At 40.3% G+C, this 21,688-nt stretch carries 21 protein-coding genes; 13 read left to right on the top strand and 8 right to left on the bottom strand.

Translation table 11 applies throughout. From position 1 onward, the window contains the following. Nucleotides 1–53 precede the first annotated feature (53 nt). Entirely contained in the window at nucleotides 54–1,040 is a 987-nt protein-coding gene (locus tag FL972_RS17470) for a c-type cytochrome (RefSeq protein ID WP_144607284.1), read from the bottom strand. 238 nt (nucleotides 1,041–1,278) lie between these two features. Here FL972_RS17470 and FL972_RS17465 point away from each other — a divergent pair, with 238 nt between their 5' ends. The 3 genes from FL972_RS17465 (at nucleotide 1,279) to FL972_RS17455 (ending at nucleotide 3,749) form a co-directional block, all read left to right on the top strand. After that, nucleotides 1,279–2,715, top strand: a complete 1,437-nt coding sequence (locus tag FL972_RS17465; RefSeq protein ID WP_144607283.1) for an amidohydrolase — start codon at nucleotides 1,279–1,281, stop codon at nucleotides 2,713–2,715. 124 nt (nucleotides 2,716–2,839) lie between these two features. Further along, nucleotides 2,840–3,367, top strand: coding sequence for a gluconate 2-dehydrogenase subunit 3 family protein (locus FL972_RS17460; protein WP_144607282.1), 528 nt, complete (start codon nucleotides 2,840–2,842; stop codon nucleotides 3,365–3,367). A 19-nt stretch (nucleotides 3,368–3,386) separates the two neighbouring features. Beyond that, nucleotides 3,387–3,749, top strand: a complete 363-nt coding sequence (locus tag FL972_RS17455) for a transmembrane 220 family protein (protein ID WP_144607281.1) — start codon at nucleotides 3,387–3,389, stop codon at nucleotides 3,747–3,749. Nucleotides 3,750–3,751: 2 nt separating this feature from the next. Here the strand turns inward: FL972_RS17455 and FL972_RS17450 are convergent, their stop codons facing one another. Genes FL972_RS17450 through FL972_RS17440 form a run of 3 tightly spaced genes read right to left on the bottom strand, consistent with a single transcriptional unit; the run spans nucleotide 3,752 to nucleotide 6,620 of the window. Further along, nucleotides 3,752–5,167, bottom strand: a complete 1,416-nt coding sequence (locus FL972_RS17450) for an NAD(P)(+) transhydrogenase (Re/Si-specific) subunit beta (protein WP_250161384.1) — start codon at nucleotides 5,165–5,167, stop codon at nucleotides 3,752–3,754. Between the two features lies 1 nt (nucleotide 5,168). Further along, complete coding sequence (locus FL972_RS17445; protein WP_144607280.1) at nucleotides 5,169–5,480, bottom strand: NAD(P) transhydrogenase subunit alpha; 312 nt, start codon at nucleotides 5,478–5,480, stop codon at nucleotides 5,169–5,171. A 3-nt stretch (nucleotides 5,481–5,483) separates the two neighbouring features. Further along, a complete protein-coding gene (locus FL972_RS17440; protein ID WP_144607279.1) occupies nucleotides 5,484–6,620 on the bottom strand; it encodes a Re/Si-specific NAD(P)(+) transhydrogenase subunit alpha in 1,137 nt (378 codons plus the stop codon). 353 nt (nucleotides 6,621–6,973) lie between these two features. Between FL972_RS17440 and FL972_RS17435 the strand changes: the two genes are divergently transcribed. From FL972_RS17435 to FL972_RS17415, 5 genes are all read left to right on the top strand, one after another. Next, nucleotides 6,974–8,038, top strand: a complete 1,065-nt coding sequence (locus FL972_RS17435) for an NAD-dependent epimerase/dehydratase family protein (RefSeq protein WP_144607278.1) — start codon at nucleotides 6,974–6,976, stop codon at nucleotides 8,036–8,038. Continuing rightward, on the top strand, nucleotides 8,035–8,943 hold the full coding sequence (locus tag FL972_RS17430; protein ID WP_144607277.1) for a helix-turn-helix domain-containing protein: 909 nt from the start codon (nucleotides 8,035–8,037) through the stop codon (nucleotides 8,941–8,943). Before FL972_RS17435 ends, FL972_RS17430 begins: the two co-directional genes overlap by 4 nt. Before the next feature lie 3 nt (nucleotides 8,944–8,946). Then, nucleotides 8,947–9,987, top strand: coding sequence for an MBL fold metallo-hydrolase (locus FL972_RS17425; RefSeq protein ID WP_144607276.1), 1,041 nt, complete (start codon nucleotides 8,947–8,949; stop codon nucleotides 9,985–9,987). Between the two features lie 63 nt (nucleotides 9,988–10,050). After that, nucleotides 10,051–10,401: an MmcQ/YjbR family DNA-binding protein gene (locus FL972_RS17420; RefSeq protein ID WP_144607275.1), complete on the top strand. Its 351-nt coding sequence runs from the start codon at nucleotides 10,051–10,053 to the stop codon at nucleotides 10,399–10,401. Beyond that, nucleotides 10,398–11,357: an ABC transporter ATP-binding protein gene (locus FL972_RS17415; protein ID WP_144607274.1), complete on the top strand. Its 960-nt coding sequence runs from the start codon at nucleotides 10,398–10,400 to the stop codon at nucleotides 11,355–11,357. The genes FL972_RS17420 and FL972_RS17415 overlap by 4 nt, the downstream gene beginning before the upstream one ends. 185 nt (nucleotides 11,358–11,542) lie before the next feature. On the opposite strand, the gene FL972_RS17410 is transcribed toward FL972_RS17415, so the two are convergent. The 3 genes from FL972_RS17410 to FL972_RS17400 are packed head-to-tail and all read right to left on the bottom strand — an operon-like array spanning nucleotide 11,543 to nucleotide 15,197. Beyond that, on the bottom strand, nucleotides 11,543–12,073 hold the full coding sequence (locus FL972_RS17410) for an FKBP-type peptidyl-prolyl cis-trans isomerase (protein ID WP_144607273.1): 531 nt from the start codon (nucleotides 12,071–12,073) through the stop codon (nucleotides 11,543–11,545). A 3-nt stretch (nucleotides 12,074–12,076) separates the two neighbouring features. Beyond that, the gene (locus FL972_RS17405; RefSeq protein WP_144607272.1) at nucleotides 12,077–12,796 is read right to left on the bottom strand and encodes a class I SAM-dependent methyltransferase; all 720 of its coding nucleotides are present in this window, start codon (nucleotides 12,794–12,796) and stop codon (nucleotides 12,077–12,079) included. Beyond that, entirely contained in the window at nucleotides 12,783–15,197 is a 2,415-nt protein-coding gene (locus FL972_RS17400; RefSeq protein WP_144607271.1) for a YfhO family protein, read from the bottom strand. The genes FL972_RS17405 and FL972_RS17400 overlap by 14 nt, the downstream gene beginning before the upstream one ends. A 138-nt stretch (nucleotides 15,198–15,335) precedes the next feature. Here FL972_RS17400 and ffh point away from each other — a divergent pair, with 138 nt between their 5' ends. The 5 genes from ffh to FL972_RS17375 all read left to right on the top strand — a co-directional run bounded on the left by ffh (nucleotide 15,336) and on the right by FL972_RS17375 (nucleotide 20,846). After that, nucleotides 15,336–16,673, top strand: coding sequence for a signal recognition particle protein (gene ffh, locus FL972_RS17395; RefSeq protein WP_144607270.1), 1,338 nt, complete (start codon nucleotides 15,336–15,338; stop codon nucleotides 16,671–16,673). Nucleotides 16,674–16,899: 226 nt separating this feature from the next. Then, entirely contained in the window at nucleotides 16,900–18,369 is a 1,470-nt protein-coding gene (locus FL972_RS17390; protein WP_144607269.1) for a SprT family zinc-dependent metalloprotease, read from the top strand. Continuing rightward, nucleotides 18,332–18,976 carry a hypothetical protein gene (locus tag FL972_RS17385; RefSeq protein ID WP_144607268.1) on the top strand — a complete coding sequence of 215 codons (645 nt, stop codon included), beginning with the start codon at nucleotides 18,332–18,334 and terminating at the stop codon, nucleotides 18,974–18,976. The genes FL972_RS17390 and FL972_RS17385 overlap by 38 nt, the downstream gene beginning before the upstream one ends. A 10-nt stretch (nucleotides 18,977–18,986) precedes the next feature. Next, entirely contained in the window at nucleotides 18,987–19,337 is a 351-nt protein-coding gene (locus FL972_RS17380) for a hypothetical protein (RefSeq protein WP_144607267.1), read from the top strand. Nucleotides 19,338–19,712: 375 nt separating this feature from the next. Beyond that, the gene (locus tag FL972_RS17375; protein WP_144607266.1) at nucleotides 19,713–20,846 is read left to right on the top strand and encodes a 6-bladed beta-propeller; all 1,134 of its coding nucleotides are present in this window, start codon (nucleotides 19,713–19,715) and stop codon (nucleotides 20,844–20,846) included. Between the two features lie 165 nt (nucleotides 20,847–21,011). Here the strand turns inward: FL972_RS17375 and FL972_RS17370 are convergent, their stop codons facing one another. Further along, complete coding sequence (locus tag FL972_RS17370; RefSeq protein ID WP_144607265.1) at nucleotides 21,012–21,488, bottom strand: nucleoside deaminase; 477 nt, start codon at nucleotides 21,486–21,488, stop codon at nucleotides 21,012–21,014. Between the last annotated feature and the right edge of the window lie 200 nt (nucleotides 21,489–21,688).

The raw sequence follows: 21,688 nt of genomic DNA, 5'->3' as shown, positions 1-21,688 counted from the left end.
GTGATTAGGATCACATTGCAAAAGAAAACCCTGAATTTCTTCAGGGCTTTAGCTTAGTTGGCTGAGGCTGTAAAGCGAATTACCTGATTCCGTTTGGGTTCGAGTGTTCTCAGATAAGCATAAATCGCTTTCAGGTCTTGTTCTGTCATTCCGGCATACATAGTCCAAGGCATAATGGTGTTAAATTCTCCCTGGGGAACTTGAGGGATCACATAAGCTGAATCGGTGTATTGTTTAAATCTTTGAACAAATGTTGCTTCGTCCCAATTTCCGATCCCTGTTTCAGGGTCAGGAGTAATATTGGATGAGGTTACTTTTGACCCATCAGGAAAAGGAAAATCTCTACCTCCTTCGAATGCTACTTCCTGAATGATCATTCCTTGAGGGTCTGCTTGAGTATGACATTCTATACAGCCTGAAGCATTCACAAGGTATTTTCCATAAGCCACCTGATCAGCCGGGTTTGGTTTTTTCATTGGCTCGGGATCTTTTGGTAAGGTGTTAAGGATTAGACTTACTGGAAAATCTGCTTTGGAATCAGGAACTTCACTTTCTACACTTGGTAATGAACGTATATAGGCAATGATGTCATAAATATCTTCAGGATCCATTTTTCCATAATACTTATATGGCATGAGTGGGAACATAGCTCTCCCATCATTGGTCACTCCGGTAGTTATGAGTCGATAAAGTTCTCCGTCTGAATAGTCTGAAATCCCAAATGGAGTGATGTTTTTGGCGTAAAATACACCTGGGAAACCCATCCCGTGATCAAATCTATCTCCTCCTTTACCAAGTGTTCCGGGGGCAGGAGGACCCGAAAATAATGAGAAATCCCGTTGAGAGTGGCAGTCCATACAGACGGCTACATGATTGGCGAGATAAGCTCCTCTTTCGATTCGGTCAGCGGTGTACTCAATTTTCAAATCTTCTGCAGGTGATACCTTGGGAAAAACAATGTTGAGGTAGGCGAAAACGCAAAGAAGAAGTAAAACAATTGCCCCTAACATCCAGCCTAGGATTTTAAATAATTTATTCATGGTGCGTAAAGGTTTGGTTATCAGAAAAGTACAAATAATAAAAATTAGATGGAAATTTTTGGGTATAAAATCAATATTTCTGTAAATGAAAAAATAATTGAATATTAGAATGGCATTTTTCAAAGAATTGATCAAGCTGCTTAAATGCAGATTCTATTTTTTCCTGTAAAAATCTTTGCCTGAGCTGTATTTCAGCCGTATTTTCGACTAACCTTACCAATTAATCAAAACTAAATTTATGATATCTAAAAGAAAGACATACATTCTATTGTTTGCTATGCTCTGGGCTAATTTTTCCATGGCACAGGAAAAAACAATTTTGAATAGCCTGGATCAAAAGGCTGAATTTTATGGTGCGATTTCCAAGCAAATTTGGTCCAATCCTGAATTGGGATATTTGGAAACTGAGAGCTCTGAGCTTTTGCAAAAGACTTTAAAAGATGCCGGATTTAGTGTTAAAGCAGGAGTGGCTGATATTCCTACTGCATTTGTGGCGGAATTTGGCTCAGGAGCTCCAGTGGTAGGGATTATGGCGGAGTTTGATGCTTTGCCTGGAGTCTCCCAAAAGGCAGCTCCTTTTAGAGAACCAGTTGTGGAAGGTGGAGCCGGTCATGCCTGCGGCCATCATCTTTTTGGTACGGCCTCAGTCGCTGCAGGAATTGCCGTAAAAGACTGGATGCAACAGAATAAAATTACCGGAACTATTCGTGTATATGGAACACCGGCTGAAGAAGGCGGTGGAGGAAAAGTGTACATGGCTAGAGCAGGGCTTATGGAGGATGTAGACGCGATGTTGCACTGGCATCCTGGATCCAAAAATGATGCTTCTGCCAGTTCATCTTTGGCTAATATTTCTACCAAATTCAGATTCTACGGTGAAGCTTCCCACGCTGCTGCAGCTCCTGATAGAGGAAAATCTGCCTTAGACGGGGTGGAAGCGATGAATTTCATGGTTAATCTTTTACGTGAACATGTACCACAAGAAACAAGGATGCACTATGTAATCACCCGTGGAGGTGAAGCTCCAAACGTAGTTCCAGCATTTGCTGAATCTTATCATTACGTGAGACACCCGAATGCAAGAGTGGTTAAGGAGATCTTTGCCAAAATGGTAGCCGCCGCTGAGGGTGCTGCGCAAGGCACACAGACTAAAATGGAGTATGAGGTGATCAATGGAGTTTACAATCTTCTCCCTAATGAGACTTTGTCCAGAATTATGCATAAAAACCTTCAAATGGTAGGTGGTTTGAAGTACAGCCCGGAAGAGACAAAATTTGCTCAGGATATTATTAAGACCTTTCCTTCCGGAGTAAATACCTCTCCAGAGGATGCCCAAAAAATCGCTCCATTTGAGGTAAATGAGAAAGGTTCTGGAGGTTCTACTGATGTAGGAGATGTGAGTTGGTTGGTACCTACGGCCGGATTGAATGTTGCTACTTGGGTGCCGGGTACATCTGCCCATACTTGGCAGGCTGTAGCCGCCGGTGGAACGAGCATTGGTCAAAAAGGTATGATGATCGCCGCAAAGACCTTAGCTTTAACAGCTTCAGATATATTCAAAAATCCAAAAGTAACTTCAGAAGCACAGGCTGAGCTGAAAAGAAGACAAGGAGAAGGGTTTAAATACGATGCCTTGGTTGGAGATAGAACAGCTCCGTTGGATTACAGAAAATAAAAAATTAGATAATAATCAACTCCGGCCTAAGGTCGGAGTTTTTTCTTGCCATTGGTGGAATTATCAAGCCTCATTTTTGAATGGATTTGTAAAAAACCTAACTTGAAAATCTATCCTTATTGCTATGAACAGAAGAAAATCTCTAAAAATCCTGGGCGCCTCAGGACTTGGAATCGCAGGATTGGCAATTGCTGATTGGAAATGGGAGTTGGTAGACCAATTGACTCACAAAGGCTTCTTTACTTGGAAAGAGGAAAAATTGATTTCGGCCATAGCGGATACGATTATTCCGGAAGGACTTCCTGCTAAAACGCCTACTCCTGAAGCAAAGCCCATCGGCGCTATGAGCACAGGTACGGATAAATTCTTGTTGCGTCTTTTCGAATATTGCTATGAAGAAGACACCCATCTGCTGTTGAGAAATCAGTTGGAGGCTTTGGATAAAACCAACTTTCTGAAAAAAGAACAGGCAGAACGGGAGGAGATTTTGATGGCCATGGCTAATTCTGAAATTGAACAGGAGAAAGAGTTTTTTAACCTCATGAAATCCCAGACTATTTATGGATTTACCACGGTTAAAGAAGTAATGGTGGATTATAGAGGCTATAAAGTCGCGGCAGGAGGTTTTTCTGGGTGTGTGGATGTAGCCTAGTTTATCTTTCCCAATTTCTATGAATATCACAAAAATATTTTACGCTGCTTGGGCAGTATTATTTGCCCTTTTTGCATATTGGCAATTCAATGACCCTGACCCCGAAGTCTGGGTAAGTACCTATGTTGTAGCTATTATCTTTTGCCTCTTAGGCTTTCGGGGCATTTTCCCAAAAATTCCCCTGACTGTATTAGTGGTAGCCTGCTTGGTAGGAGCCATATATTTTTGGCCTGAGTCTGTTAGCGATTGGATTGTACAGGAACTGGAACAAAAGAATCTCAGCATGAAAACTCCCCAAATGGAGGAAGCCAGAGAAACTTTTGGTTTGATGATTATCGCCTTGGTGATGCTTCCCGGTTTGATCAAAGCCTGGAAGGAATAGATTTATAGGTTTTTAACCTCAGCTATCAATTTCTCAAGTGAATCTTTTGCGTCTCCGAATAGCATCCTGTTTTTCGGATGGAAAAACAGTTCGTTTTCGATGCCTGCATAGCCCTTGCCCATGGATCTTTTTAGAACGATCACATTTTTGGCATTCCAAACCTTGATAATTGGCATTCCGAAAATAGGGCTATTAGGATCATTTTCTGCAGCTGGATTGACTACATCATTGGCTCCAATGACCAACACAACATCGACACTATTCATAGATTCATTGGCATCTTCCATTTCCAAAAGTTTTGGATAGGGAACATCAGCTTCTGCCAATAATACATTCATATGTCCAGGCATTCTTCCTGCTACAGGGTGAATCGCATAAGTCAGTTCTACTCCCTTTTCTTCCAGAATTTTCTCCAGATTATGAACAGTGTGCTGAGCTTGTGCCACAGCCAAACCGTACCCGGGTACTACGCTTACTTTATTGGCATAAGCAAGCAAAATTGCGGCATCAGTGACGGATATTTCTTTGACAGTTTCATGACTTCCTTCTTTTCCGGAAGAGCTATTACTACCACCTCCAAAAGATCCGATTATGACGTTGGTCAAGGATCGATTCATAGCGGTACACATGAGTACAGTTAGAATAGTTCCTGCTGAACCTACCAAAATCCCTCCTGTCAGCATGGCTTGATTCCCATACAAAAAGCCTCCAAATGCAGCGGCCATTCCAGTGAAGCTATTTAGCAAGGAAATGACTACCGGCATATCAGCACCTCCAATTGGCATCACAAAAAGAACTCCATAAAGCAGAGAGGCAAACAACAAGGCATAGATGAAACTCATTTCTGAGCATCCTACTACCACCATCCAGGCAGCTAATCCAAATAATAAAATCAACAGAGCAATATTGATGAATTGGCCTGCAGGAAGCGCTTTGTCTCCGATTTTTCCTTCTAATTTCCCATAAGCTACGATAGAGCCAGAGAAGGATACCGAACCAATAATCAAGCCCAAGAGAATTACCAAAAGCATCCCTGATTCTGTTTCCTGACCATGTCGTAAATGATCGAATTCAACAAGAGAAATGACTGCAGCACAGGCTCCTCCCATACCATTGAAAAAAGAAACCATCTGGGGCATGGCAGTCATTTTTACTTTGAGCGCCATTCGGGTGCCAATGACAGTTCCAATGATCAGTCCAGCCAGGATAAGGGTATAGTTGAGCCATTTATCGGCAGTAAGTTCTTCTTTGAAAAGTATGGTTGCTATAATTGCCAAACCCATTCCATAACCGGCAATTAAATTCCCTTTTCTTGCCTTGTCCGGGCTGGAGAGCATTTTCAAACCCAAAATAAACGTAATAGAAGCGCCTATATAGCAAAGCTCCAAAATGCTGAGTCCTAGTAAATCTGTCATCATATTACTTGGATTTTTTCTTAAACATTTCGAGCATTCTGTTGGTGACCACAAATCCACCCACCACATTCAGCGTACCCAGAATAACTGCTAAAAAGCCCAGAATTAATGCATAGTAGTTGCTGGGATCTGCTTGGAGCATGATGATAATAGAGCCGATGATTACGACCCCATGAATCGCATTGGCGCCAGACATCAAGGGAGTGTGAAGAACAGCGGGAACATTCGATATCACTTCAATTCCCAGAAATACCGAGGTGATGATCAGGAATATGAATTCCCTGTTTTCATAAAAAAGGCTTAATAATTCTTCCATAGTCTAGACTGGATTTCTGGGGAAAAGGATTGATTTTACGCGTTCGCTTTGGATACTTCCTTGGTGAGTGACACAGGTGTTGAAAACAATATCATCATCCCAATTCAGGTTTAAAGCGCCAAACTCTCCGATTATCAGTTTGAGGAAATTGACCATATTTTTTCCATACATTTTACTGGCATCCAAAGGCATGGTGCTCGGTAAATTGGAGTTTCCAAGGATACTGACTCCATTGGAATTGATGGTTTGATTGTCTTGGGTAAGCTCGCAGTTTCCTCCAGAGGATGAAGCTAAGTCTATGATGACCGATCCAGGAACCATTTCGGCAACTGTTTCTTTGGTGATCAATAGAGGAGCTTTTCTGCCGGGAATCTGAGCGGTACAGATGATGATATTTGATTTCTTAGCATGCTCCTGGATCAATGCCTGCTGTTTGGCTTTGTATTCTTCGCTTTGTTCGACAGCATATCCTCCTGCTGTGGCTTCATCCTTGGCGCCTTCCACTTTGATGAATTTGGCTCCCAAACTTTTCACTTCCTCTTCGGCAGCTGCACGCACGTCGAAAGCTTCCACAACTGCACCCAAGCGTCTTGCAGTGGCAATGGCTTGCAGTCCTGCCACCCCGGCACCTAAGACCAAAACTTTGGAAGGAATGATGCTTCCAGCAGCGGTCATAAACATGGGGAAGAAACGAGGGGAATGAGATGCTGCCATCAAAACAGCCTTGTATCCAGCCACCGTTGCCATGGAAGATAGTATATCCATCGCCTGTGCCCGGGTAGTTCTGGGGACATTATCCATAGAGAAGCTCGTGATGCCCAGTTTTAAAAATCTTTCCACCAAACCTTTATTTGAAAGAGGCTGAAATACACATACAAGTACTTGTTCCGCTTTCAAAGTTTCCAATTCTGTAGAAGTTGGTGGATTGATTCCCAGGATCAAATCGGCTTTTAGGACATCTTCCCTTTGGAAGATTTTTGCACCTGATTTTTCAAAATCAGTGTCAGAAACGAAAGCATGGTTTCCAGCTTGGCTTTCCACCCACACATTTACTTCTAAGGAAATAAGGCTTTTTACACTTTCAGGTAATAAGGCAACCCGATGTTCTCCCTCGGGTTCTTTTAAAAGGCCAATGGTCATGGACGGTGATTTGATGCTAACTCCCTCAATTTAAGGGTTTATTAGGTAAATGAAAATCCTTTGAAAATTAAAGTACTTAAAGAATCAAAAATTACTTGTTATAGTCCCTTCTCAGATCGGTTACAAAAAAATATTGAAGGAATTTATAAAAGTTGATTTGGTTCTAAGGTTTTCAAATCAGAATCAAAATGTCGATTTGAAGCCTTTAAGGATAGGTTTAATTGATTTAATTAATGAATATGAATAATGCGATATTGTGAGATTCATGCAATTTGTTTAAGTCTTTCAGCAATTTGTATACTTTTTTGGGTTTTGCTTGTTAGACCTTTGTACTCTATCAAAATCGAAAAATCATGACTTCAATAGATTTATCCAAACCAGTTTTAGTTACAGGAGCAACGGGTTTTGTTGCCGGGTGGATTGTTAAAAAGCTTCTTGAAAAAGGAATGACCGTCCATGCAGCTGTAAGGGATCCTGAAAACGCCAAAAAAACCAATCATTTGAGGGATTTGGCAAAGGATACACCCGGGGAAATCCTGTTTTTTAAATCTGATTTACTGGATGAAGGAAGCTATGAGGAAGCCATGAAGGATTGCGAATTGGTTTTCCATACCGCTTCTCCATTTACCTCCAATTATAAAGACCCTCAAAAAGACTTGATCGATCCGGCCGTAAATGGGACAAGAAATGTATTGGAGCAAGCCAATAGAACAGCCTCGGTAAAAAGAGTGGTAGTGACCAGCAGTTGCGCAGCTATTTATACCGATGCAAGCGAAGTAGCTCATACACCGAAAGGAATGTTGACTGAGGAAATATGGAATACAACTGCCTCTTTGGATTATCAACCTTATTCCTATTCCAAGACTTTGGCAGAAAAAGAGGCATGGAAAATTGTTAAATCCCAGTCTCAATGGGATTTGGTGGTGGTGAATCCATGTTTGGTACTAGGACCGGCAGTAAATCCGGGAACAGCGACTTCAGAGAGTTATACCATCTTAAAACAGTTGGGTGACGGCACTATGAAAATGGGGGTTCCAAATTTAGGTTTGGGGATCGTAGATGTTCGGGATTTGGCAGAAGCACATTTGAATGCAGGTTTGCTTCCTGAGGCAAATGGTAGAAATATTATCTCTGCACACAATACCAATATGCTGGAAGCCGCAAAAATTCTCCACAAGCACTTTGGGGATAAATATCCTGTTCCAAAGAAAGCTCTGCCCAAATGGTTATTGATGCTGGTCGGACCTTTTGTCAATAAAATGATTACCCGAGATTTTGTAAAAAAGAACGTAAACGTAGCCTGGAAAGCAGATAATTCTAAAAGTATCCGAGAACTTCAAGTGAGCTATAGATCGCTGGAGGAAACAATGGTGGATTCATTTCAGGTGATGATTGATCATAATTTAGTAAAAGGGTGAAAGAGGTTTTTATCATAGATTCCATATCAAAGGCCCATCAGGTTCTTGGCTTACCCAAACTGCTTCATCCGTTGGTTTCTGTGGTCAGGCAAAAAGATATTCAGCTAGAGCAGATTCAAGAAGGAATGAAAATCAGGATAGATTTATTCCAAATCTGGCAAAAGGAAGGAATGGATTGCGAAATGGGATATGGAAGAAGTTCTTATGACTTCAGGGAAGGCACTTTAGCTTTCATCAAAGCTGGCCAAGTACTCACTGCTGGAAATAAGGAGATGAACCCAAGTTCCGAAGGTTGGCTGCTCTTATTTCATCCAGACTTGATAAGAAAAAGTGATTTGGGGGAAAGTATCCATACCTATGGGTTTTTTGATTATGAGACAAATGAGGCTCTGCATGTGTCAGATGGGGAGAAAAAGTCATTGTCAGAGTTGATCGAAAAAATTGAACTTGAATTAAAGCAACCTATCGATAGGCACAGTCAAAATTTGATTCTAACGAATATTGAATTGCTATTGGGGTATTGTCTGCGATATTATGACAGGCAATTTTACTCCCGAACCAACCTCAATCAGGATTTGGTTAGTCGATTTGAAAAAATCCTTCGGGAATACTTTGATTCAGAAATGCCCGGAGAGAAGGGGCTTCCGACGGTCAAATACTTAGGTGAAAAAATGAATATGTCATCCAGGTATTTGAGTGATTTGTTAAGAAAAGAAAGTGGAAGAAATGCACAGGAATATATTCATCATATTCTAATTGAAAGGGCGAAGAATTCACTTTTGGGAACCAAAGAAGCGGTATCTCAGATTGCCTATCAACTGGGATTTGAGTATCCTCAGCATTTTACCAAACTTTTTAAGAGTAAGACTGGAATGTCGCCTCTGGAATTTAGAAACTTGAATTAAGCCATGCCTTTTCGTCAATTTGGAGGAAGAGTGACAGATTCACTCAAAAATAGATATCAGCAATCGCCTAACTGGAGCGATGGTAAATTTCAGAATTTACAGGATACCAGTATGAGTATTAGCCTGAAAGACTTTCCTAAAATCCTGTACCAGCAATTAAGTGGTCGTTCTGATAGAACACCTAATAAGCCACTGCCTATCAGGAATTTTGATCATCAGAAACTAATGGATACTTCTGAGAAGATGATGTATGCCTGGTATGGTCATTCTGCGGTATTCATGAGGCTCAACGGATTGAATATGTTGATCGATCCTATGCTTGGGCCAGATGCATCTCCCATCGGACCCATCACTACCCAACGATTTTCGAAAGATAGCCTGGATCTGATCGATGATTTTCCTGAGATTGATCTCTTGTTGATGACTCATGATCATTATGATCACTTGGATTTTGAAAGTATTAAGAAGCTGAAAAATAAAACCAAGCGATATTTTGTGGCTTTGGGATTGAAAAGGCATTTGGTCAGTTGGGGAGTGGATTCAGCCTTGATCACCGAGTTTGATTGGTGGGAGGAGCAGGAGCTGGGAGGTATGAAAGTTACTTTTACCCCAACACGACACTTTTCAGGGCGGGGACTCACGGACAGAGCAAAGTGTCTTTGGGGAGGATGGGCTTTTCAGACTGCAGCAGAATCCATCTGGTTTAGTGGAGATGGAGGCTATGGTCAGCACTTTCAGAAAATCGGAGAGCATTTTGGTGGATTTGACTTCGCATTTATGGAATGTGGGCAATACAATGAACATTGGAGACAAATTCACTTATTTCCGGATGAATCAGTTTTTGCTGCCCAAGATGCTTTTGCAAAAAAGATTATGCCTGTGCACTGGGCGGGATTTACTTTAGCTCCTCATCATTGGAAAGAGCCAGTAGAAATTTTCACTGCAACTGCAAAAAGCCGGCAAATGGATTTTGTGATCCCTCAAATAGGAGAGTTGAGAAGCGTGGAGGAAAATCACTGGAAAGAGTGGTGGAGGGAATATTGAAAAATTTCAAGGAATTTTTCCTGAGATAAACTCTGAAAAGGTAAATTGATAAAAAAACATTCCTTGACCTTAGCCTATTTCAGAGAATACTGCCTTGCCAAACCGGGTGTATCAGAAGATACTCCCTTCGATGCTAACACGCTTTGCTTTAGAGTGGGAGGGAAGATTTTTGCAATCACTGACATAGAACAATTTGATTTTATCAACTTAAAATGTGATCCAGAGCAAGCTATTGAGCTAAGAGAACGCTTTTCTGGAATTACTCCTGGATACCACATGAATAAAAAGCTGTGGAATTCAGTGTCTGTTTTGGGTGAGGTTCCCGATCAATTGATTTTAGATTTGGCAGACCAATCTTATGAGTTGATATTTGCTTCCTTACCAAAGAAGTTACAAGCCGAAATCCTACCATGACATTTTTTTCAGTTTCAAAACTCAGTAAATCTTACCAATCTATTCCCGCTTTGAAGGATTTTTCATTGCAGATGGAAAAGGGAGATTTCATTTCGATAGTAGGTGAAAGTGGTTCTGGAAAATCAACACTTCTAAGAATCATGGCTGGTTTGGAGACAGAGGATGAGGGAGAGGTATTATTAAATGGTGAAAAAATTCTCAACCCTAAGAAAAAGCTGGTTGCAGGATATGATGAAGTCAAGTTGATCCATCAGGATTATCACTTATATCCTAATAGTTCGGTGGAGGAAAATATACTCCGGCCTCTTTTGCATTATGATAAAGCTTATGCGAAAAACAGGCTTGAAACCTTGCTTCGACAGTTCGGGCTAGAAGGATTCAGAGAAAGACTTCCCAGACAACTTTCAGGAGGACAGCAGCAAAAAGTAGCTATAGCCTCTGCTTTGGCCATCGAACCTGAGGTCTTATTGTTAGATGAACCATTTTCCTCTTTAGACACCATTCAAAAGCATCAATTAATAGCAGATTTGGGTAAATCCTTGAAGGAAATGAATTCCTCGGTGATTTTCGTGACCCATGATTTGGATGATGCGCTTAGATTAACTGATAACCTGATCATTCTTCAGAAAGGTAAAATCATACAACAGGGGAATTCTCGAGAACTTTGTGAGCATCCGAAGACGAGATATGTGGCCCGGCTTTTCTCTCCAATCAATTTGATTCCTGACAGGATCAATAATTATTTAAGGCCTAATGAAGTCAAATTGAGGACTAAGGGAGGTTTGTTGGGGCATGTGGTAGACTCCCGTTTTTTGGTCCACTACAATTCCCTTCGAATTCAATTAAAAAATGGTGGAGAAATCTGGGAAGTGGATGACACTGCAAGAAAATACCAGGTAGGCGATCGGGTGTATTTGCTTTGGGATGAAGAGAAGGTAATGGTTTTGAAAAAATAAAAAACCCTCCAAAGGTTAAATATCCCTTGGAGGGTTTCGAGTAGTTTCACTAATTGGCTGATATCCCTTTCGAGGTCAGGCTGAGCGGAGTCGAAGCCTTTTGAGTAAATAATTACAAATAGAATCTAGGTACTGCCAATTGCCTATTTTTCAGCTTTCAAAATTTAGCTTTCTGAATTAATCTTTCAGCCTTCCTCATGTTCTCCATGCTCTCCATGAACATGTCCATGAGAAAGCTCATCCTCTGTAGCTTCTCTCACCTCGATTACAGTTCCTTCGAAATGCAGATCAAAACCCACCAATGGATGATTAAAGTCCAATAATAAATTCTCGCCTAAATCCTTGAGAACCTTTGCCTGCATGGAATAACCGTTTTCATCCATCAAGGGTAAAAACTCTCCTTCTTTGATCATTTCCTCCGTAAAGCCTCTTTCTTTTGAAAATTGCTCTTTGGGAAGAGTGATCAACAATTCGTCATCAGGCTCTCCATAAGCTTCTTCTGTTGTTAGACTGAAGTTAAAATCATCCCCTTCTTTTTTACCGGCTAATAATTCTTCAAACTTTTCCGGAAGTCCACTTTGTCCAAAAAGGAAGTAGAATGGATCTTCTTCATCTCTCACTTCCACGCTGAATGGCACGGATTCTATATCATCTTCTACTTTGCTAACTTTTAGTTCGTAGGTTAATCCTACCACTGCGTTTTCTGTGATTTTCATTTCTTACTTGATTATGCCGTATTTCAGGCGAATGCTGATTCTTTCTTTTAATACTTCCCACTTGCTGCGGGGAGTTGATTTTTCCAAAGGTTTGGTAGCCTTGAAAACGAAATATTGATAGTCTTTTTCTTCGTAGAAAACGGAATATGTTTCCATTTTCTCCAAATAAAAACCATTTGCTGTGAGACTTTTGATCAGATCGCCTGAGTCTAAAGGCTGATCGATTACCTGAAGTTTTTCTGGTTCATTTTCAATCATCCACTGAAGATAACGCGGAGAGGGAATATGGATGAAAACTACAGAGTCCTGATTGGCATGTTGTTGTATAGTCTGAAAAAGCCTTTGATGCTGGTCCACAGGAATATGTTCCAAAACATCCGGAAATACGATGAAATCAAAGCTTTGCCCTATTTTTTGAAAATCAGACATATCCGAAACTTCAAACTTCAGGTTGCTTTGATCTTTCCATAGAGCCCTAGCCTTTTCAATACTTTCTGGGGAAATATCTACAGCCAAAACTTCTCCGTCCTTGACCAAATTGGCCAGTAAATAAGATACTGTTCCGATCCCACATCCAACTTCCAAAACTCGGTGATGTGATTTCAGGCCAGCCATCACCACCTTATCCAAAATGCTGAGATGCCGGGAATTGATTCCGGTTTTTTCCTGTTTTTCGGAAAACTGGTCGTAAAAACTGACTACTTTATCTTTAGGATCTTCCATTTTTCTCTTTGAATGTCATCATTACTCCACCGATCAAAGCTACCAAAATCAGGTACTGGAAAATGATCATTGGAGTTTTTGTGGAAAGATAGCTACTCGGGGCAAAGGTAAAGACTATTTCATGACTACCCTGAGGTACATCCAACCCCCTCAATAAATAATTGGTTCGCAGGATAGGAGTTTCCTTTCCGTCTATGGTAGCAATCCAGCCTTCTGGATAATAGATTTCGGAGAAAACAATCAATCCCGCTTGATCCATTTCTGCTTGATACCGGAGTTCGTTGGGGCTTTGAGAGGTCAAAGTGACTTGACCTACTCCTCCAGCAACTTCCCCAAACTCACCGGTATTCAAAGTAGCCTGGGTTTTGGTATCAATCTCTCCAATTTCCTTTATTTCTTCTTCATTGCTTGCAACAGAAGAAACTTGAAGCGGTACCCAAGCAGGACCGTTTGCTTCCGGGTTTTGGAAAACTGCATTAGCCTCCTTTCCCGCGATCAGGTATTTGGTATTGAGCATATTGATAACTCCAATGCCATCCCAATCGAAAGTGCCTTCCTGGGCTTTTCCAACAAAGGACTGAATCTCATCTTGCAATTGATAATCAATCAAATCCTGATAGCGTCTCAGTTTGGCACCATGGTACCCACCTAAGCTATATAACCTGTAGCTGGTTCTCGCTCCTTGCGTCAAAGACTCCGTTAGACTCAAAACTCTGAAGTATCCAGGATCCGCAGTGATTTCCTTTTCTGCAGGAGTCTCCGCGAAAAATTGTCGGGATGGATTTCCCTGAAATGATTCTTCATTTAAATACCTTCTATTGATACTCCACAAATCTATGCTGACTAAAAGAATCAAAGCTGCTCCGAGAATCATGTCCGATATTTTTCCTTTGATTCTGAAATAAACCAAGGCAAAAGCAGCTGCAATCAAGCCAAAGCTTTTCCAGGCAGATGCAGAGAGCATGGCTTTACGGTCTTTTTGCAAAGCGGAAGCTAACCAGTCCGGTAAGCTTGAATCTACTGCCCCCTCAAAACGGAAAAATGCACCTGAGGCTATTGCCAAAAGCAATACCAGGCCTCCTACAATGGCACCCGATAGGTACAAGGGTTTCAAGTCACCTTTTTGAACCAACCTTTCCAAAGAAATCATTCCCAAGACAGGTATGGCAAAAAGCGTCATTCCCAATGCCATGGACACAGCCCTAAACTTGTTGTATCCCGGAAGTACATCAAATAGGAGGTAATTAAACCAAGCTAGATTCTTGCCCCAGCTAAGCATCAGTGAAAAAATGATGATGACTCCGAAAGCGATCAAGCTTTCCTTTGGAGCAGCCCAAAAACCCAGGATTGCCAGAAATACCAATATCACTCCTCCATAGATAGGACCTCCCGTAAATGGCTGATCGCCCCAATAGGTTGGAGCAGATTTAATAAATCCATTGATTTGTGCAGGGTCCACTCCATTGTTTCGTAAGGCTTTTTCAGCCTCTGAATTTTTGGGAAGGGGAGTTTGACTTCCGCCACCGTAAAAATCAGGAACCAAAAGAGTGAGTGTTTCCAGTTTACCATTGGACCAGTTGAATGCATAATCCTTATCCAATCCGGCAGATTCCGTTTCCAAAGTCGCTTTTCCGCGGGTTGAGTATGGACTGTACTCCAAGGCGGTAGCCAGTCTTCCCAAATTCCCGCCAACTGCTAAAATGGCTCCAATAGCTAGATATCCAATCGCTTTTGCAATAGGTGCGATTCCTTCTTTTTTCCAATCAAAAGCAAGCCTTACCAAGACATAAATCACTGAGACGATTAAGGTATAATAAGTGATTTGAAGGTGATTGAATTTAAGTTGTAGCAAAAGGCCGACAGCCAATAAAGCGGCGCCCAAAATATGCTTCTTTTCAAAGGCCAAATGAATACCCGCAAGAATCAGCGGAATCAGGCAAACAGCCCAGATTTTCGCATTATGCCCTGCTTCTAGGGAAAGTAGGTTATAGGTGTTGAATGAAAACGCGATAGCTCCCGCAATGGCGAATATGGATCGAACACGAAAACTCAACAATAAGATATACATGCCCAGCATCCCGAAAAACAGACCGTTGATAGGGTGTGGAAGACCTAAAGTCAAAACAGATACCAGTGCATTGGTGATGTCGCCGGGAAATTCCAAACTGATAAAATAAGCCGGCATACCTCCAAACATGGAGTTGGTCCAAAGTGCCTGTTCACCCGTTTCGGCTCTATAATCCAGAACTTCCTTGGCAGACCCTTCCCATTGAAGTATGTCGCTTTGGAAGATGACTTTTCCATCGAAAACCAATGGAGAAAAGTAAAAAACGATCAGTAAGTAGAACACCCCAACGCCTATTAGATGCGGGAGGATTTGTTTTTGAAAATTCAACTGCATGGATGGTGATTTTCTTAAAATGGACAGAAAGCGTGCAAATTAGGAATTAAAAGCCAAAAGCCCGTGGGATTTAGCGCAAATAGACTTTCCTTGGGGCGTGAAAATTAGTACTTTTGCAGCAAATAGCGGAATAACCACATGTTTGATAATTTAAGTTTGAAACTGGACCGGGCTTTCAAAACCCTGAAAGGAACCGGAAAAATCACCGAAATAAACGTTGCAACCACGGTTAAGGAAATCAGAAGAGCCCTAATCGATGCTGACGTTAACTATAAAGTAGCCAAGGAAGTCACTGACACCATCAAGACCGAAGCCTTAGGGCGGGATGTGTTGATCTCTGTATCTCCGGGCCAATTATTGGTGAAAATCACCCAAGAGGAGCTGACCAAATTGATGGGCGGCACCAAGGCGGATATCAAACTCAGCGGAGAGCCTGCGGTTGTTTTGATTTCCGGTTTGCAGGGTTCTGGTAAAACAACCTTTACCGGAAAACTGGGAAGCTATTTGAAAAAGCAGGGACGTCAGGTCTTGTTAGTAGCCTGCGATATTTATCGTCCGGCTGCGATCGATCAGTTGAAAGTTTTGGGTGAGCAAATCGGCGTGGAGGTTTATGCCGAGCCTGAGAATAAAAATGCGCTGGAAATTGCCAACAATGCGATTGCCTATGCGAAGAAGACCGGGAAAAAGACGGTGATTGTCGATACTGCAGGTCGCTTGGCAGTGGATGAGCAGATGATGAATGAAATCGAGGCCTTGAAAAAAGCTTTGAAGCCTTCTGAGACCTTGTTTGTGGTGGATTCTATGACAGGTCAGGATGCTGTGAATACTGCCAAGACATTTGATGAGCGTCTCGATTTTGACGGGGTGGTATTGACCAAATTAGATGGTGATACCCGAGGTGGTGCTGCTATTTCCATCCGTCACGTGGTCAATAAGCCTATCAAATTTATCTCCACCGGTGAAAAGATGGAGAATCTGGATGTGTTCCATCCGGATCGTATGGCCCAGCGAATTCTGGGTATGGGTGATGTGATCTCTTTGGTAGAGCGTGCTCAGCAGTCTTTTGATGAGGATGAAGCCAAAAGAATCAATGCTAAAATCCGTCAGAACAACTTCAATTTTGATGACTTTCTGTCTCAGTTGGAGCAGGTGAAGAAAATGGGAAATATCAAGGACTTGATGGGGATGATCCCTGGAATGGGTAAGGCGATGAAGGGATTGGATATAGATGATGATTCATTTAAACCGATCGAAGCGATCATTCGCAGTATGACGCCTTTGGAAAGAGAAAACCCGGATGTGATTGATGGAAGCAGGAGAAAGCGAATCGCTGACGGTTCGGGAAGAACAATCACTGAAGTGAATAATCTGATGAAGCAATTTGCCGATATGCGCAAGCTGATGAAGCAAATGAATAAAATGGGCGGAGCCAAAGCTGCTATGAGTAGAATGATGCCTGGAATGGGAAGAAGATAAATGCAGAAGTATAAAGTAAGAAATCTGAAAAACCCGGTCTGAAAGGATCGGGTTTTTTGGTGATAAAATTGTGTTAGTCATTGGACTAACTATTTTATGATTTTTTTCTTGGATTTTTCGATTGAAAACTATTTTTTGCGATTGTTAAACTTTTAATAAATATGTTTTATAAACCAAACCAAACCAAACCAAACCAATATTTAAATGGAGTGGTGTATGGGCAGTGATGCTGGGGGTATTGCTTCTATCTTCCTGCCTGGAAGATGAAAATGAGCAAGCTTTTCAAAAAATCAATCCTGAGATTGAAGCAGCCAAGAGCTGGTATGAAAGCTTTGATAAGGAGTACCAACCTGCTGAAAACGCAAGACAATCGTCTAAAGCTAAAGGCAAGCCCGATTGGAGTCAATCCAAGATTTACCGACAAGCTGATGGGAAAAAAGTCATCGAAGTAAGGTTTAATTTTGAGCAAATTGACATTCCCAGTCATTTGAAAACGGAAGAATTGTCTAAAAATTCAGTGCTTCAAACCTTGCTGTTGTACCCAAAAGAAAATGGAACTTATATTCCTTATTTTTTGGTCATTTATCCGGATGACCCAAATTTCCAATTTGAGCAGGAGGATTTTCATCGGGGTGCTTATCAATCTATTCCCGAAGAATTTTCCGGAGTTTACCGATTTTACCGATGGAACGGTAATTTTATTGGAGGATGGCGTATAAAGAATGGAGTCAAAACACACCGATTAAAAGAATTCAAATCAAAAACCAAAAGTGAATCCTCGAGAATTTCATCAGGTACACTTTATTGTTATGTAATAGAGACGACATGGTACACCTACACCTGTTTTGAAGGAATTGGCTGTACCACTCCCCAGGAAGATGGTCGTGATATCAACGGAGTTGAGTGCGAATATGTTTTAGCTCCTCCTTCGCCCATGGATCCTGATACGGGTGGCGGCGGAGGAGGTACTCCGCCAAGCGGTAATGAATGTGAGCAACCTGAAGGGAATATTTTGGATGTACCTGTAGAGTGTGAGGAGGAGGAAATTGATTTAACTAAGTTGTCAAATTGTCATCAGTTTCTTATAAATGAATTGATTGGTTCATCTCAGGCTGAATTTCGTGTGATTTTCGAAAAATTTTCAGGCTCATTACCTCCACCATACAACTTCAATGTAAAATTTCAATATGGTAATTGTCCTAATTCATCTGCTGGTTGCACTTCTCCTTTACTAATAAATAATGAAGCTGTTATTAATTTAAATAAATCAATTATTTCAAATTCTACAGATTTATCTATAGCTCGAACAGTCCTACATGAAATGCTACATGCTTATTTTTTGTTTTTAGAAGATTTTCCGACAGAAAACCAAGATTTAAATACTCTGCTAAATTATTATATAGCTAAATATAATATTCCTAGTAATATAAATTATAATCCTATTCATCATAACTTATTTGTAGAAAATATGTTTTTAAATGATATAGCTCTTGAGTTACGTAATTTTGCAGAAGGGTTAGGTTATCCTACTTCTGTTTTATCTAATAATGAATTTTTCATTGATATGGCATGGGCTGGGTTAACTGATACTGATGTGTTTAATAAGCTAAGCATCAGCCAAAAAAATCGTATTTCAAATATTTATTACTCTGAATTAAATGGAACATCGTCAATTGGTACAATCGCTTGTAATTAATTATATTTTTGTTTTTTTATTCGGATATGTGAGTACGGGGTGTACTCCGAAAGGGTCAACAGCCAACCTAGACAAGAGGATTTACCCGTTTGTTAATTGGTTATTTGCACAAGAAAATCAAAGAAGTGAAGCAAAATCAATTTTACTGTTGTCTGAGTCAGATAATTCTTGGGTGGAAGATTATTTAAAGAATTCAACTGACATGAATAATCTAGAGGAATTGGATGGGCTTTCATCCAAGAGGTTAGATGAAGTATTGAGTAAAGAAGATTGGACTTATATTCTTGATCACTCTAAAGAAAGATTGGAGTTTGATTCCTTGCTTTTGGGTTCGAATATTGAACTTATCTCTGAAAATGAACTAAGGGCACTAATTTCAAAAAGTTCTGACAGGTTAATAAAAAGACACTCAAATGAACTATTAAGAAAGTTTCAAACATATACTGCAATCTCAAAACCGATTTTCTACCAAAATGGCAACTATGTTTTTTTATATATTCAAACAAATACCTTAGATGGGATGGATGGCTCTGAAGGCTTTGCTATATACAAGAAAACGCAAGATGCTTGGGAAAAAGTGGTAGTAGTTGGGTTAAAGGACTTTTAAATTTTAGAATATGTCAAAATTGAAACTAACAGCATTTTTTGTCTTACTCTTTACCACCTCCTGCCTTAGGACCACTGATGAAAAGTGTATTTCAGTCCTTACTTCTGAAGCTCAAATTCAGGATTCTATTCCCAGTGGGTTGAAGATGGATGATAGGATTTACTCAGTTTGGATCAAATTAAAAGGGAAAGTGGATCATGATATTCAATTCAATGAATTTTCCCTTCCGGCTGGTGTAGTGGATACCTTGATCACGAATCGGGATTGGTATAGTCCTACTTTCCATTATTCTCTTTCAAATGAAGAGGGAGGGAATGTTGAATTGGATATTTGTGTTGGGTTTTCCTATTCACTCTTGTGATTTGAAAATTATCCGAATTATTAGAATCAATCGAAGCCCAGTCTGAAAAGATCGGGTTTTTTATTAAAAATTTTATTCTTTCTTTCTTTCGAAAACAATTAAAAAGAAAGATTATGAAAAAAAATTATTTTAACTCTATTTCTATTTTTTGGTCTGTATATTCAAAATAGTTCTTTTGCCGACGCAACAAGATATTTTTGCACAGAAACATGGTCTAATGGGCACACTACCTATACAAGAGAAAACCATTGTTATGGAACACAATCAGGATGCGAGGCTAGTTGCCAAATCGCAGAGGGTTGCACAAAAGAATGTGCGGAAGATGAAGATCAGGCAGCACCAGGTTTTGGATAAAAAAATGCTCCATATAAAATTATGCAAACATTAAGATTTATTGGATTTTTAATATTTGTTGGGTTAGGTTGTAAAAGTAATGAGCAATTTATTATACCAAAACAAATTAGTGTACAGCCACAGGCTAAAATCATTTCCTTAGACCAAGTTTTCCGAAAAGTTAAGGTACTTACACTACAAGGGGAAACAGGGCTTTTTTCGATTTATCGAATGATGCCATATCAAGGAGGGTTTTTATTCACAGACACCAAAAAGGAGAGGGTTTATATTTCTGACGCTCGAGGTAAAGTTAGCCTGTTCATGGATCAAAAAGGGGAAGGGCCTGGCGAATATCGTTCTATTTGGGACTTGAAAATTCATCCAAATGGAGAGGACTTTGCTATTTTGGACCGAGGATTAGCAAAGGTTTTGATTTATGATTCAAAGGGTAATTCGGTTAAAGAGTTGTCTATGAAAAGGCGCTTGATGAGTTCGATTAATTCCTTTGATTTTTTGGATTCTGAAAGCCTCGTATTTTTCACCAGCGGATCGCCGGGTGTTAAATTTTTGGTTTTAAACTTATCTACTGAGTCTTTAGAGTTGAAAGTTCCAATTGAAAATGAATTGGATGGTTTAGCTTTTGGAAATGACAGGTCGATGACATTTGTCAATGATAGGATTTCTGTTATTTATCCTTTAAGCCGAAAAATAGAACGGTACACAACTGATTTTTCCAGAGAAGAAGATGTCTTTTTGGATTTTGATAGGTATCAGATTTCGGAAGATGAAATAAAAGAAATAGCAAATGACCAGAACAGAATGTTTGAGTTAATTCAAAATGATGTGAATAAAAAAGCACATTCATTCTCTTTGGTGGAATCTCCCAACTTTTATTTTACTTCCTATTATGTAGGCTCCTTTCAAAATGGAGAATATCTTCATACCATTATCAAGAAAAGAGATGGAGAGAATTTAACGTATAAAGCTGTAGCCATCGATGGTGTAAAAGTGGACTTAGTACTAGTTGGCAGGAATCAAGGAGATGAGATGATTTATTCTTTAAATCCTGAACAAATTGAAATGATGAATTCAGAAAATATTTCGATTTTATCAAATGCCTTCAAAATTGATGTGAAACCTGAAAAACCAATATTAATATTTGGTACCCCTAGATAAGTAGTAGTTAAAAAGTATTTTAAAAACCCGGTCTGAAAGGATCGGGTTTTGTTTTCTGTGCTGAACAAATCTTGATAATGCTTTTTGAAAACAACAGTTTTACCAAAATTTCTTGCTTCTTGCCTCTCGCTTCTAAATTCTATCCTCTAATTTCGTTTCTAACCTTTAATACACCTTCTTATCCTCTTTCTTCTTCCATAGCTCGAATACTTTTTGGGATTCCTCCCGCATTCCGTTGAGCATGGGAATCTTTCGGTCGGCTGGATCGATTTTGATTTCTTCATAGATAAAATCATCGTCGAATCCTGCATCGGCTGCGTCTTCTTTGGTGCAGGCATAAAAGACTTTACTCGGCCTGGCCCAGAAAATAGCTCCCAAACACATGGGGCAGGGCTCGCAAGAAGTATAGACTTCACAGCCTTCGAGCTGAAAATGTTGGAGGTTTTTGCAGGCATCCCGAATAGCGACCACCTCTGCGTGGGCTGTAGGATCATTGTTTTTCAATACGCTATTTGAACCTTTTCCAATGATTTTTCCGTTTTTGACGATTACACAACCAAAAGGTCCTCCATGCCCAGCTTCCATCCCGTTTTGGGCTAGTTCGATGGCTAATTGCAAAAAGTGTTTTTGAGATTCGGTCATTAGGTAAAGTTAAAAGTTTAATGCTTATGCTTAGCCCAAAAGATCAAGTTTCTGGCTTCTAAGAGATTGCTTCTCCGCCGCGGCGGATCGCAATGACGATGCTACATTGCTGCGTGCTTTTTTCACCACAGAGGATTATTTAAATTTTAGATTTACGAAGTACGAATTACGGAGGACAAGGAAGCTTTTGTAGCTTAATT

Origin of the sequence: Algoriphagus algorifonticola (genome assembly GCF_007655305.1) — a bacterium.
GTDB classification, from domain to species: Bacteria; Bacteroidota; Bacteroidia; order Cytophagales; family Cyclobacteriaceae; genus Algoriphagus; species Algoriphagus algorifonticola.
The sequence above is the reverse complement of the archived record's forward strand: the minus strand, read 5'-3'. Positions and strand labels throughout refer to the sequence as shown.